Origin of the sequence: Ruegeria hyattellae, assembly GCF_041537925.1 — a bacterium.
Taxonomy (GTDB): Bacteria; Pseudomonadota; Alphaproteobacteria; order Rhodobacterales; family Rhodobacteraceae; genus Ruegeria_C.
Genome location: NZ_JBGOSH010000011.1, coordinates 12,915 through 25,643, shown reverse-complemented (window position 1 = coordinate 25,643; position 12,729 = coordinate 12,915). Strand labels below are relative to the sequence as shown.

Below are 12,729 nucleotides of genomic sequence, written 5' to 3'. Positions count from 1 at the left end.
GTCACTGCATCCGCTCGGCATCTACAGTCCCAGCACATCCACCATGTCATATTGCCCCGGCTGCTTGCCCTGCCCCCAAAGCGCGGCTTTCAGCGCGCCGCGGGCGAAAATCGCCCGGTCGGTGGCGACATGGCGCAGGGTGATACGTTCGCCAGCGGCGGCAAAAAGCACGTCATGCTCGCCCACGATGTCGCCGCCCCGGATCGCGGTGAAGCCGATATCGCCGCGTTTGCGGGCGCCGGTGATGCCGTCACGACCCCGATCCGAAACATCAGCCAGCGCCACCCCGCGCCCCTCGGCAGCGGCCTCGCCCAGCATCAGCGCGGTGCCCGAAGGCGCGTCGACCTTATGGTGGTGATGCGCCTCGATCACTTCGATATCGAAATCCTCGTCCAACGCGGCGGCGACCTTTTTGGTTAACTGCGTCAGCAGGTTCACGCCCAGACTCATGTTACCCGCCCGCACGATCACCGCATGGCGCGCGGCAGGCTCCAGCGCGGCGATTTCTTCGTCGCTCATACCGGTAGTGCCGATCACATGCACTGCTCGGGCTTGTGCCGCCAAAGCGGCAAATTCCAGCGTCGCAACGGGGGCGGTGAAGTCGATGACCGCCTGCGCGGGCGCAAACGCCCCCAGCGGGTCGTCGGTGACGGTCACGCCCAAAGCGGCACCGCCCAAGGCCTCGCCCACGTCGCGCCCGATCCAGTCATGACCCTTGCGCTCGACCGCACCCACCAGCCGCGCCTTGTCGCTGTCTGTCACAGTACGGATCAGCATCTGGCCCATGCGGCCCGATGCTCCGGTGATGGCGATGCCGGGAATATGGGTCATGTCACTTATCCTCGCGTCAGATCGGCTTTAAGCCTCCTACCCGTTCGGGCAGCGCTTGGCAAAGCCTCTCGTTCGGCTTAGATCGAAGAGTATGGCAAAGAATAAATTCCACGATGGCCCCGGTCCCTCCCAGCGTCAGCTTCGCGTCGGCGAGTTGATCCGCCGTACACTTTCCGAGGTGCTGGCCCGCGGCGACGTGCATGATCCCGATCTGAACCGCATGTCGATCACAGTGGGCGAGGTGCGCACCTCGCCCGACCTCAAGATCGCCACTGCCTTCGTGCTGCCTTTGGGCGGCAAAGGGCAGGAGGACGTGCTGAAACTGCTGGCGCGCAACAAGGGCGAGCTTCGCCGCGTGATCGGCAAGAGGGTGGGGCTGAAATTCGCCCCCGATCTGCGCTTCCGTCTGGACGAAACCTTTGACCAGATGGACGAATCCCGTCGTCTGTTCAATCAAGACGAAGTGCGCCGGGACCTGGACGAGTGAAACGCCTGTCTGCCGCTCTGCTGATGCTGCTGGCCGCCCCGGCCACGGCGTTGACCTGTTCGGATATCGAGCATGAGGGCAACCGTTTCACAATCTGCGAGGCCGATGCCGGGTCAGAGGATCTGCGCCTGTTCCTGCGCGATGAGGCGGGTGAAATACTGGGTCATTTCCAGACCGTCGATGCCGCGCTAGCCGATCAGGGTAAGCAACTGGCCTTTGCGATGAATGCCGGGATGTATCACGACGACCGCTCGCCGGTTGGCCACTACGTCGAAAACGGTCAAGAAGAAATGCGGGTGATCCCGAACGCAGGCCCCGGCAATTTCGGCCTGCTGCCCAATGGTGTTTTTTGCATCCGAGAGGGTCGTGCCGACGTGTTCGAGACGATCAGCTATCAGGACCAGCAACCGCTCTGCCGCGATGCAACGCAATCCGGCCCGATGCTGGTGATCGATGGCGATTTGCATCCGCGCTTCCTGCCCGATTCCACCTCGCGCTATATCCGCAACGGGGTCGGCACGAGCGAAGACGGAAAGCGTGTGGTCTTTGCGATCTCGCGCGAAGCGGTCACGTTCCACCAGTTCGGCAGCCTATTCCGCGATGTGTTGAGCACGCCCAATGCGCTCTATTTCGACGGCAATATCTCGCGGCTTTACGCGCCGCAGATTGGGCGGTCGGATGCCGGGTTCTCGCTGGGTCCCATCGTGGGCGTGGTGGTGGACGCCGAGTAGCGCATTTGACAGCGCGCGGGCGATCAGCTAGGCCGCGCGCCTTAGACAATTCCCGAGAGACGACATGGCACGCAAACGCAAAGGGCGCGATATTTCCGGCTGGCTGGTGGTGGACAAGCCCGCTGGCATAACCTCGACATCGGTGGTCAACAAGGTTCGCTGGGCGTTGCAGGCGCGCAAGGCGGGCCATGCCGGCACCCTGGACCCTGAGGCGACCGGCGTGCTGGCCGTGGCCCTGGGCGAGGCAACCAAGACAGTGCCCTACATCACAGACGCGCTGAAGGCTTATGTGTTCACCGTGCGACTGGGTCAGGCCACTAATACCGACGACGCCGAAGGCGAGGTGATCGCACAAAGCGACGCGCGCCCCAACGACGCCCAGATCAAAGAGGCGCTGCAGCCCTTGCTCGGCGAGATCATGCAGGTCCCGCCAAAATTCTCGGCGGTCAAGATCGACGGTCAGCGCGCCTATAAGCTGGCCCGCGATGGCGAGGATGTCGAACTTGCCGCGCGCCCGCTCTGGGTTGAGGAACTGGTGCTCGCCGACCGCCCCGACGCCGATCACGTGGTGCTTGAGATGACCTGCGGCAAGGGCGGCTATGTCCGCTCCATCGCCCGCGATCTGGGTCAGGCGCTGGGCTGCCACGGCCATGTCAGATCGCTGCGCCGCATCTGGTCAGGACCGTTCGACGCCGAAGACGGGTTGAGCATCCAACAGATCGAGCAGATGGCCCACAGCCCCGATCTGGACGCTTATCTGCGCCCTCTCGAAGAAGGGCTGGCCGAGCTACCCGAACTGAAATGCACGCCCGAGGGGGCCAGCCGCCTGCGCAATGGCAATCCCGGCATGGTTCTGGCCTCGGACGTGGACTATGGCGACGAGGCATGGGCCTCACTCAACGGTCAGGCTGTGGCCGTGGGTCTCTACCGGTCGGGCGAGTTGCATCCCTCGCGCGTCTTTGTGCGGCCCGAGACCGGGTGACCCGCCTCCAGCGACCTAGGCCGCTGGTGTTCAGAAATCGCTGTAGTTAAAAAGATCTGAACTCTCACAGCCACATCCGCCGGGTTGATCGGAACGCCTGGCAGATCAGTCAGGTCTTCCTCGTATTGTTTGCCCAGCCCGATTTGCAGCCCGGTGTTGCCCTGAGCGACCAGCGCGACCTCTCCATCAACGAGGATGTTGCTGTCACCGGCCACGGTTTCTTCGACATTGACGCGACCCGCCAGATCGCAGGGCGGACCCTCGGGGCCAAAACCCTCATCCCCAATTGCGCCTCCGGCAAGATCAAGCTGGACGGGCTCAGCCTTCAGGAATAGCGACGATCTGATGGCGGATTTTTATGCCACGGCTTCGCAATAGCGTGGCGCGGTGGTTGAACAGGCCGTTCTGTTCGCGCTAGCATCGCCCCGAACAAGCAAGCACAGGATTACACCTTGGCCGCAGATACCGCCCGCCCCCTCACTCTCCGCGATGTATCCGAGGCATCCGGCGTATCCGAAATGACCGTCAGCCGCGTCTTGCGCAATCGCGGCGACGTATCGGACGCCACTCGTGCCCGGGTATTGGCGGCAGCCAAGGAACTGGGCTATGTCCCCAACAAGATCGCAGGTGCATTGGCGTCTAGCCGGGTCAATCTAGTGGCGGTCATCATCCCGTCGCTGTCGAATATGGTGTTCCCCGAAGTTCTGACCGGCATCAATCAGGTGCTGGAAGATACCGAGCTGCAACCCGTCGTGGGCGTCACCGACTACCTCCCCGAGAAAGAGGAGAAGGTTTTATACGAGATGCTCTCGTGGCGGCCTTCGGGGGTGATCATCGCGGGGCTGGAACATACCGAAGCGGCGCGCGCGATGCTGGACGCGGCGGGTATTCCCGTGGTCGAGATCATGGATACCGACGGCAAGCCAGTGGACGCGATGGTCGGCATTTCGCACCGCCGTGCCGGGCGCGAGATGGCCAAGGCGATCCTGAAGGCGGGTTATGAACATATCGGGTTCATGGGCACCAAGATGCCGCTGGATCACCGGGCGCGGAAGCGCTTCGAGGGGTTCACCGAAGTTCTGGCCAAGAGCGGAATCGAGATCGAGGATCGCGATTTCTATTCCGGCGGCTCGGCACTGGCCAAGGGGCGCGAGATGACGCAGACTATGTTGGAACGCTCGCCCGAGCTCGATTTTCTGTATTACTCTAACGACATGATCGGCGCGGGTGGATTGCTCTACCTGCTGGAACATGGTGTCGATATTCCGGGACAGATCGGTCTAGCCGGGTTCAACGATGTCGAGTTGTTGCAGGGCCTGCCGCGACAGTTGGCCACCATGGATGCTTGTCGGTTGGAGATTGGTCGCGCGGCAGCGCAGATCATCTCGGCACGATTGGAGGACCCCGAACGGGAGATGGAGTCGCGGATCACGCTGACCCCTAAGATCAGTTATGGCGACACGCTCAAGCGGCGCTGAAGCGTTGGCGTTGCGCCAATTGGACAACCGCACCGCGCGGCATGTATTTCTGGACCGACATGGCTTGGCCGAGACGCCTGCGGGCTCCGGCAATGGCGAGGACCTGAGTGCTCTGATCCAACGCTTGGGTTTTGTACAGGTGGACAGCATCAACACGGTCGCCCGCGCCCATGACATGATCCTCTATTCACGCCGTCCGGCCTTTCGACCTGCCCATCTGAAACGGCTTTACGAACGCGACCGGCAATTATTCGAACACTGGACCCACGACGCGGCGGTCATTCCGATGGAATTCTACCCGCACTGGCACCTGAAATTTCGCCGCGATGCCGAAGCGTTGAAATCCCGCTGGAAAGCCGCCCGGCGCGCAGGCTATGAGCAGCAATTCCAAGAGGTTCTGACCCACATCCGCGACAACGGCCCAGCCTGTTCTTCGGATGTGGGAACGGATGAGCGCAAGGGTTCGGGCGGCTGGTGGGACTGGCATCCGTCCAAGACCGCTCTGGAGTACCTCTGGCGGTCAGGCGTTCTGACGGTGACCGGGCGTGATGGGTTCCGGAAACGCTATGACCTGACCGAGCGGGTGATCGAAGCGCATCTCTGCCCTGGCGCGATGGAGTGCGACGAGGCCGCCACCGTTGACTGGCTGTGCAATGCCGCACTGGACCGGCTGGGCTTTGCAACATCGGGCGAGTTGGCCGCATTCTGGGATATCGCGACACCGGCAGAAGCAAAAGCCTGGTGCGCCCAGGCGGTGCACGCCGGAGAAATCGAGACGGTCGAGGTCGAGGGCGCGGACGGTGCGCTGCGGCGTGTCTTTGCGCGGCCCGGCACGGGCATCGAGGCACCAGGCACCTTGCCGGGGCGACTGCGCGTTCTGTCCCCCTTCGACCCCGCCCTGCGCGACCGCAAACGGGCCGAGCGGCTTTTCGGGTTCCACTACCGGATCGAGGTCTTTGTCCCCGCCGCAAATCGCAAATATGGCTATTACGTCTTCCCACTGCTGGAAGGAGACCGGCTGGTGGGGCGGATCGACATGAAAGCGGCGCGCGAACGCGGCAAACTTGAGGTGCGCGCTCTTTGGCCAGAAAACGGTATCCGCTGGACGAGGGACCGGATGCGCAAGCTTGAGGCCGAACTGAACCGCGTGCGCCGTTTTGCAGGGCTGGAGCAGGTAGGATTTCAGGACGGCTGGTTGCGAGAGAATTAGGCGGTGATCCGATGTTGACCGTTGTCAAAGTGCGCGAATTTGGGGCCGCTGCAGTAACAACAGGTCTGTTAAGATGTCAATCGGCCCTTATTCGGTGCCGGTATTTGGTGCGTTCTCATTGTGTCTGCTCATGCTCTATCCCGGCAACCGCGATCTCACAAAACGAGTCGATCAAGCGCGACTGCCTGCGCTCGGCCAGAAACGCCAGATAGTATTTTGTCTGAACTCTCATGTCAGAGATTTTGACGGCGCGCAGGTTGGGGTGCGCTACAAACTCGAAATCGGCCACAAACCCGAGGCCCAACCCCTGTTCAACAGCCTTCCAGATCGCTTCGCGGCTGCCAAGTTCCACAACCGTTTCGACCGCCACATTATGCCGCTCAAGCGCACTTTCGATAGCCATGCGCGTGGTTGACCCTGCTTCGCGCCGAATGACCTTCTGGCCGTTAAGTTCCGCCAACGAGATGCTGGCCCGGTCGAAAAACGGATGCTCCGAATTTACGAATATCACTACGTCATGAACGCTATAGGGCAGCGTCTTGACCCGCGGGTCCGAAGGAACCTCGGCGATGATGCCGATGTCGGCTTCGAAGGACAGAATCCGGTCGAAACAGCGGGATGAATTGCCAAAGCGCACCTCGATATCGATCGACGGGTACTTTCGTTTGTAAGCGACGATCATGTCGGTGGCATGAAACGGGCCGACCGCCGCGATATTGAGTTTGCCTGCGTTAAGGCCGCGGAAGGAATCCAACAAGTTTTCCGCGTCCTGCTCTGCCTGGTCCAGTCGCGACGTGATCTCAAAGAGTTCGCTTCCCGGTACGGTCAGATCCACCCTGCGCCCAACGCGCCTGAATAGGTCGACACCATATCGTTCTTCCAGTGCCTTCACCTGGGTCGAAAGTGTAGGTTGGCTTATGTTCAGCGCCTTGGCCGCGCGGGAGAAGCCCCCGTGTCGCGCAACCGCGTGGAAGGACCTCAGAGCGAGCTTTAACATATACTGAGTATATATAAACTATCTAAACAATCAATTTGTTAAATATATAATTCCAACCCACACTGATTTGCCAACAGCCATTCTGGTTTGTGACACACTGGTCATGAGGGAAATTATGTGGACATACAGCAATCCGGTAGATGTCATTTTTGGCGCTGGCGAAGTCAGGAAGCTGGCCGATTTGATCGCGGGTCGGCGGTTTGCGCTGGTGACGTATCCCGAGCCCTTTTTTGCGGAACTCGGACAACAGCTGAAGGCGTCGGCGGGAGCGCCTGTACTTACGATCAATGACGTGGCGCCCAACCCTGACTACGAACTTCTGAGGGAACAAAGCGCTCGTTTCGCCGATGAAGGCGGGGAGATCGGTGTAGTCGTGGCCCTCGGGGGTGGTTCGGTCATCGACTCGGCCAAAGTGTTTGCGGCAGCCAACGGCAACTTCGACAACGTCGCACGGTACCTCGAAACCAAGACCGGCGAGGAAGCGCTAGCTTTCCTGCCGATCATCGCAGTTCCCACAACGGCCGGAACCGGCAGCGAAGTCACCTGCTGGGCGACGGTCTGGAACGAGGCGCAGGGCAAGAAATATTCCCTTGCGCACCCTCGACTCTATCCCGAGACCGCGCTTGTCGATCCGGAACTGATGCTGAAAAAACCAACCGGCCTGACGATGGCGACAGGCCTTGATGCGCTGTCGCATTCCATTGAGAGCATCTGGAACGTGAATGCCAACCCGGTGTCGGCGCGCCATGCCGTGGCCGCTGCGAAACTGATCATACAGGCCCTGCCCAAAGTGATGCGTGATACTGGCAATCTGCAGCTGCGCAGTGACATGGCAGAGGCATCGCTATGTGCCGGATTGGCCTTTTCCAACACAAAGACCGCAATTGCGCATAATCTGTCCTACCCGATTACTCTGGGCTGGGGCGTGCAACACGGCATCGCGTGCTCGTTCACTTTGCCCACTGTTCTTCGCTCGGTCATCGGCATTGGTGGTTTCCGCGAAGCTGCGCTGCAGGATATCTTCGGCGCCGACCTCAACGCGGGCGCGGATCGACTGACAAAATTCCTGAACGATCTGGGCGTCGGTACGCGTTTTGCGGATCATGAAATACCGCATCAATACTGTGCCGACATCATCGACGAAGCCTTTGCCGGGGAACGCGGCAAGAACTTCGTCGGAACCAAAGAGAACTTCATCGAGGCCGCGCAACAGCAGGATGTCATAAGCCTGTCAGCGGCGTGAACGACAAGGCAGGGACAACCCGCCAACACGACCCAACACAAGGAGAAAGAAATGAAACATACCAATGCGATCAAATTGGCGATATCCTGTGTGGCGATTGCCGCTGCCAGTGTCGCCACTGCTGAAGAGTGCAAGAACCCGGACGTTTTGCGCTTTTCGATGATTCCCACCGAAGAGACCACGCAGGAATTGTCGCTGTATGAGCCGATGGTGAATCAGCTCAAATCGGCAACCGGCAAAGAGGTCGAATTCTTCCTTCCGACATCCTACGCTTCGGTGGTCGAGGCGATGTTGGGCGGCTTTGTCGATATCGGTATGCACGGCCCGTATTCTTATGTGATTGCACAGGAAAAAGACCCGTCACTCAAGGTATTCGCCACCTATGCCAAACATTCTGGCCACTTCCAGGAAGAAGGTCCCGGATACAAGGCGGTGCTGGTCTCGCGTTCCGACTCGGGAATAGAAAAGATCGAGGATCTCGAGGGCAAGATCGTCGGTTTGACGGACCCGGCGTCGACATCCGGCAACTTGTTGCCGCGGGTATCCTTTACCGATGTGATCGGCGCCCAGCTCGAGGATCATTTCTCGCGCGTGGTCTATACCGGCGGACATGATCTGTCGGCGATCGCGGTGTTGGAAGAACAGGTTGACGTGGCCTTTGTCGCCACCCATCGGCTGGACAACGTGATCGACCGCGGCCTTGCCAATATGGAAGATTACAATCTGATCTGGTCCTCGCCGGTCATACCGCAGGACCCGTTCGTCGTTTCGGGAAAACTCTGCGAGGATTTGGTCGATCAGATCAGAGGGGCATTCCTGACGCTCAACGAGAGCGAGGAGGGGCGCGAATATCTCAAGAACGTGAATGCGAGCAAATTCGTCGCGATGACGGATGAAGACTACGACATCATTCGCGCTCTCAAGGCGGCGAAAGACGCCAAGAACTGATCGAAAATCTGGTCTGACCCGCATCCGCGCGGGTCGGGCTGTACACGGGAGGAATGACATGGCTGTGTTGACCGTTAGAGACCTGAAAGTGCGCTATAGCGCCAAGGGTCCGGAAATTCTCAAGGGCATCGATTTCGAAGTTAAGGACGACGACTTTCTTGCCATTATCGGACCCAGCGGCGCAGGCAAATCCACACTGATCCGATGCGTCAACCGTCTGGTCGAGCCATCCGCTGGCAGCATCCAACTGCTGGGAGAAGATGTCTGCAGCCTGAACGCCAAAGAACTGCGTAACCTGCGCCGCAATGTCGGGATGATCTTCCAAGAGTTCAATCTGATCAATCGCATGTCTGTGATGGATAACGTTCTGTCCGGCCGCCTGGGATACACCGGCAATTTGCGCTCATTCTTTCGTGCCTTTCCGCAAGAAGATGTGAAGCAAGCGCTGTATTACCTCGACCGAGTGGGGCTGAGCGATCACATCAACAAACGCGCAGATGAGCTTAGCGGCGGCCAGAGGCAACGTGTCGGCATTGCAAGAGCACTTATGCAACGGCCAAAACTCCTGTTGCTGGACGAACCGACATCGGCGCTTGATCCTAAGATTTCACGCGAGGTCATGGCGCTCATTCGCGACATCGCGCGGGAACTCAAGGTGCCGGCACTCTGCAACATCCATGATGTGCAACTGGCCAAGGAATTCTGCAACCGGATCATCGGCTTGCAGGACGGATACAAGAAATTCGACGGTGCGACCGAAACCATGCGCGATGCCGATCTCGACGTCATCTACGAGATGGAGGTGCTCTGAACATGGCCTACATCGACGTCTCTCCTGCGGCACTTGATCTTCAGGGTGAACTGCGCCGCAAGCGGTTCCTGAAAATGGGTCTGATCTGGGCGGTCGTGCTGATCTTTATCGGTTGGTGCCTTCAGGGAACCATCATCGAAGATACCGACTGGTCCCGCATTGGGGGCAGAAGTGGAGTCTGGGGTTCGATTGGCCGCTATTTCAGTCTTGATCTGGGTCTCTTGCCCGAACTGATCATTCCGACCCTGGAAACCTTCATGATGGCTTGTGTCGGCACGGTCTTGGGGTGTTTCTTCTCTCTGCCGGTCGCGTGGCTGGGTGCGGCCAACGTGACGCCGAGCAAAGCCATCCTCTACCCGTTGGGCCGTTTCCTGATGGTGCTCAGCCGTTCAGTACATGAAATCGTCTGGGCGCTCATCTTCGTCAGCGCCGTGGGACTTGGGGCTTTGCCCGGCATTCTTGCGATAGCGATGCGGTCGGTCGGGTTCATCTCGAAAATCACGGCGGAGGCGATCGAGAACATCGACGCCAAGCCGGTCGAGGCGATCCGTGCCGTCGGTGGCAACCAGTTTCAGGTGATGTATTACGGCATCCTGCCGCAAATCTATCCTGTCGTGCTGGCGACCGTGATTTTCGAGTGGGACATCAACATCCGTCGCTCGGCGGTGATGGGGCTGGTCGGCGCCGGCGGTCTCGGACTGCTCTTCTTCCGCCAAATGAACAGTTTCAACTACGGCGGTGTCTCGATGGTGATCCTTGCGATCCTGCTGCTCATCCTTCTGGGCGAAGTGATCTCTCACTACCTTCGCAAAGCCGTGATCTGAGGAGATGACCATGATTGATCAAACCACAGCACAAGGCACAGCTGGCGCCACTGAAACGCCCAAATGGTCACGCTACAAATACCCGGAATCGCTCTACAAGCACGGCACGCTCCTGTTGGTCCTGCTATTCCTGGGGTACTCACTGCACTTTCTGAATGTCGACATCGCATTGCTGATCGGCGCTCTGGGCAGGTTCGCAAACGTCGTTGGTGAACGGTATTACCCGCCGGATCTCGAATACGTGCTTGATTGGGGATATGCCGGGTCCATCCTGGACACGCTGCAAATGTCCTTCCTCGGTGGGTTTGCCGGTGTCTGTCTGGCGATCCCCTTGGCGTGGTTCTCGGCATGGAACGTGTCCCCCCAGCGCCGCATCCTGTTTCCGGTCGGCCGTCTCGGCGTTATCTCCTGCCGCGCCATTCACGAAACCATCTGGACCATCCTCTTCGTGTCCGTTCTTGGCTTCGGGATGCTCGCCGGTGTCAGCGCGCTCACGATGTTCTGCATCGGTTTTGCCGGCAAGCTCTTTGCCGATGAAATCGAAGCCATCGAGATGGGCCCGGTCGAAGCGATGCGCGCCACTGGCGCCAATCCGTTCCAGGTCTTCATCTACGCCGTTATTCCCCAGGTCCGCGTCGCCTTCACGGGAATCGCCATCTACACATGGGATGTGGCCTTCCGGGCTGCGACCGTTGTGGGGTTCTTCGGCGGTGGCGGCATGGGCTGGTATCTCAAGCGCAATGTGCAACAGCTGGAAAACCTGCGGGTCGCGGCGATCATCCTGTCGATCATCGTGATGGTGCTGATTGCCGAGTTTCTGTCCGGCTGGCTGCGTGCCGCCGTAAACCGAGCCAAATAGTCACAAGAAATCACAATAGCGGGGGCAACCGCCAAAGCGTGCCCCCTGACAAGGAAGGAACTGAGATGACTCTTCACACCCCTGTTGAGGCGAATGAGCGTGTTTATCCGATGCCGAAGGTGCCCGCGATTGCCATCTGTCTTGATGGCTGCGAGCCGGAGTATCTGGAGAAGGCCATCGCCGACGGTCTGATGCCGACGCTGAAGCGGATGCGCGAGACCGGGACCGACCGGTTGGCGCATTCGGTGATCCCGTCCTTCACCAACCCCAACAACCTGAGCATCGCAACCGGGCGTCCGCCCAGCGTGCACGGGATCTGCGGCAATTACCTGATCGACCCGGAGACCGGCGAAGAGGTGATGATGAACGATGTGCGCTTCCTGCGGGCGCCGACCGTGTTCAAGCAGTTCTATGACGCCGGCGCCAGGGTCGCCATCGTCACCGCCAAGGACAAGCTGCGCGCGCTGCTGGGCGCCGGGTTGGAGTTTGACGATGATCGCGCCAAGTGCTTCTCGGCCGAGAAATCCGACAGCTCGACCGCCGCCGAGCACGGTCAGGAGAAGGCCAGCGCTTGGCTGGGCATGGCACAGCCCGAGGTCTACTCGGCAGAGCTGTCGGAGTTTGTTTTTGCCGCCGGTGTGAAGCTGCTGGAAGAGTGGAAGCCGGACGTGATGTACCTGACCACGACCGATTACGTGCAGCACAAATACGCCCCCGACGATGCCGAGGCGAAGTCCTTCTACGAGATGTTCGATCGCTACCTGACCCGGCTTGACGCGCTTGGCGCGGCCATTGTCGTCACCGCCGATCATGGCATGAAGCCCAAGCACCATGCCGATGGCTCGCCCAATGTGATCTATGTGCAGGACCTGATGGATGACTGGCTGGGCAAGGATGCGGCGCGTGTGATCCTGCCGATCACCGACCCTTACGTGGTGCATCATGGCGCGTTGGGTGCCTTTGCCACCGCCTATCTGCCCGAAGGCGCGGATGTGGCCGGGATCATGGCGAAGCTTGATGCGCGGGACGAGATCATCCTGGTGGTGGACAAGGCCGAAGCGATCCGGCGGTTCGAACTGCCCGGTGACCGGATCGGTGACATCGTGATGATCTCGGGCGAGAATATCTGCATCGGCACGTCCGAACACCGCCACGACCTGGCCGCGCTGAAAGAGCCGCTGCGCAGCCATGGCGGACTGACCGAGCAGGAAGTGCCCTTCATCGTGAACCGCGTGATCGACCTGCCAAGCAAACCGGAATTGCGCAATTTCGATGCGTTCTTCTACGCCACCACAGCGGCAGCGCTTTGAGCCGAAAGGACAGCACTC

At 59.9% G+C, this 12,729-nt stretch carries 14 protein-coding genes; 12 read left to right on the top strand and 2 right to left on the bottom strand.

Annotation, left to right across the window (positions count from 1 at the left end; all coding sequences use genetic code 11):
• Positions 1-21 precede the first annotated feature (21 nt).
• The gene (dapB, locus tag AB1E33_RS21330) at positions 22-831 is read right to left on the bottom strand and encodes a 4-hydroxy-tetrahydrodipicolinate reductase (RefSeq protein WP_372579267.1); all 810 of its coding nucleotides are present in this window, start codon (positions 829-831) and stop codon (positions 22-24) included.
• Positions 832-922: 91 nt separating this feature from the next.
• Between dapB and rbfA the strand changes: the two genes are divergently transcribed.
• The 6 genes from rbfA to AB1E33_RS21300 all read left to right on the top strand — a co-directional run bounded on the left by rbfA (position 923) and on the right by AB1E33_RS21300 (position 5,719).
• Complete coding sequence (rbfA, locus tag AB1E33_RS21325) at positions 923-1,318, top strand: 30S ribosome-binding factor RbfA (RefSeq protein WP_372579266.1); 396 nt, start codon at positions 923-925, stop codon at positions 1,316-1,318.
• A 23-nt stretch (positions 1,319-1,341) separates the two neighbouring features.
• Positions 1,342-2,049 (top strand): phosphodiester glycosidase family protein, encoded by a 708-nt coding sequence (locus tag AB1E33_RS21320; protein ID WP_372579424.1) that lies wholly within the window; start codon positions 1,342-1,344, stop codon positions 2,047-2,049.
• A 64-nt stretch (positions 2,050-2,113) separates the two neighbouring features.
• A complete protein-coding gene (truB, locus tag AB1E33_RS21315) occupies positions 2,114-3,031 on the top strand; it encodes a tRNA pseudouridine(55) synthase TruB (protein ID WP_372579265.1) in 918 nt (305 codons plus the stop codon).
• 125 nt (positions 3,032-3,156) lie between these two features.
• On the top strand, positions 3,157-3,366 hold the full coding sequence (locus AB1E33_RS21310) for a hypothetical protein (RefSeq protein WP_372579264.1): 210 nt from the start codon (positions 3,157-3,159) through the stop codon (positions 3,364-3,366).
• A gap of 117 nt (positions 3,367-3,483) precedes the next feature.
• Positions 3,484-4,509, top strand: a complete 1,026-nt coding sequence (locus tag AB1E33_RS21305) for a LacI family DNA-binding transcriptional regulator (protein ID WP_372579263.1) — start codon at positions 3,484-3,486, stop codon at positions 4,507-4,509.
• Positions 4,510-4,513: 4 nt separating this feature from the next.
• Positions 4,514-5,719: a winged helix-turn-helix domain-containing protein gene (locus AB1E33_RS21300; RefSeq protein ID WP_372579423.1), complete on the top strand. Its 1,206-nt coding sequence runs from the start codon at positions 4,514-4,516 to the stop codon at positions 5,717-5,719.
• 115 nt (positions 5,720-5,834) lie between these two features.
• On the opposite strand, the gene AB1E33_RS21295 is transcribed toward AB1E33_RS21300, so the two are convergent.
• Positions 5,835-6,716, bottom strand: coding sequence for a LysR substrate-binding domain-containing protein (locus AB1E33_RS21295; RefSeq protein WP_372579262.1), 882 nt, complete (start codon positions 6,714-6,716; stop codon positions 5,835-5,837).
• Between the two features lie 115 nt (positions 6,717-6,831).
• Between AB1E33_RS21295 and psrA the strand changes: the two genes are divergently transcribed.
• The 6 genes from psrA to phnA all read left to right on the top strand — a co-directional run bounded on the left by psrA (position 6,832) and on the right by phnA (position 12,711).
• Entirely contained in the window at positions 6,832-7,959 is a 1,128-nt protein-coding gene (gene psrA, locus AB1E33_RS21290) for an iron-containing alcohol dehydrogenase PsrA (protein ID WP_372579261.1), read from the top strand.
• A gap of 51 nt (positions 7,960-8,010) precedes the next feature.
• Positions 8,011-8,907 carry a phosphate/phosphite/phosphonate ABC transporter substrate-binding protein gene (locus AB1E33_RS21285; RefSeq protein WP_372579260.1) on the top strand — a complete coding sequence of 299 codons (897 nt, stop codon included), beginning with the start codon at positions 8,011-8,013 and terminating at the stop codon, positions 8,905-8,907.
• 64 nt (positions 8,908-8,971) lie between these two features.
• Positions 8,972-9,718, top strand: coding sequence for a phosphonate ABC transporter ATP-binding protein (gene phnC, locus AB1E33_RS21280; RefSeq protein ID WP_372579422.1), 747 nt, complete (start codon positions 8,972-8,974; stop codon positions 9,716-9,718).
• 2 nt (positions 9,719-9,720) lie between these two features.
• Positions 9,721-10,542 (top strand): phosphonate ABC transporter, permease protein PhnE, encoded by an 822-nt coding sequence (phnE, locus tag AB1E33_RS21275; protein ID WP_372579259.1) that lies wholly within the window; start codon positions 9,721-9,723, stop codon positions 10,540-10,542.
• A 10-nt stretch (positions 10,543-10,552) separates the two neighbouring features.
• Complete coding sequence (gene phnE, locus AB1E33_RS21270) at positions 10,553-11,401, top strand: phosphonate ABC transporter, permease protein PhnE (protein ID WP_372579258.1); 849 nt, start codon at positions 10,553-10,555, stop codon at positions 11,399-11,401.
• A 65-nt stretch (positions 11,402-11,466) separates the two neighbouring features.
• Positions 11,467-12,711 carry a phosphonoacetate hydrolase gene (phnA, locus tag AB1E33_RS21265; RefSeq protein ID WP_372579257.1) on the top strand — a complete coding sequence of 415 codons (1,245 nt, stop codon included), beginning with the start codon at positions 11,467-11,469 and terminating at the stop codon, positions 12,709-12,711.
• Positions 12,712-12,729: the final 18 nt, after the last annotated feature.

Excerpts from the sequence above, each read along its gene's own strand:
- dapB (WP_372579267.1), bottom strand. The coding sequence starts at position 831 with ATGACCCATATTCCCGGCATCGCCATCACCGGAGCATCGGGCCGCATG.
- rbfA (WP_372579266.1), top strand. The coding sequence starts at position 923 with ATGGCAAAGAATAAATTCCACGATGGCCCCGGTCCCTCCCAGCGTCAG.
- AB1E33_RS21320 (WP_372579424.1), top strand. The coding sequence starts at position 1,342 with ATGCTGCTGGCCGCCCCGGCCACGGCGTTGACCTGTTCGGATATCGAG.
- truB (WP_372579265.1), top strand. The coding sequence starts at position 2,114 with ATGGCACGCAAACGCAAAGGGCGCGATATTTCCGGCTGGCTGGTGGTG.
- AB1E33_RS21295 (WP_372579262.1), bottom strand. The coding sequence starts at position 6,716 with ATGTTAAAGCTCGCTCTGAGGTCCTTCCACGCGGTTGCGCGACACGGG.
- psrA (WP_372579261.1), top strand. The coding sequence starts at position 6,832 with ATGTGGACATACAGCAATCCGGTAGATGTCATTTTTGGCGCTGGCGAA.
- AB1E33_RS21285 (WP_372579260.1), top strand. The coding sequence starts at position 8,011 with ATGAAACATACCAATGCGATCAAATTGGCGATATCCTGTGTGGCGATT.
- phnE (WP_372579259.1), top strand. The coding sequence starts at position 9,721 with ATGGCCTACATCGACGTCTCTCCTGCGGCACTTGATCTTCAGGGTGAA.
- phnE (WP_372579258.1), top strand. The coding sequence starts at position 10,553 with ATGATTGATCAAACCACAGCACAAGGCACAGCTGGCGCCACTGAAACG.
- phnA (WP_372579257.1), top strand. The coding sequence starts at position 11,467 with ATGACTCTTCACACCCCTGTTGAGGCGAATGAGCGTGTTTATCCGATG.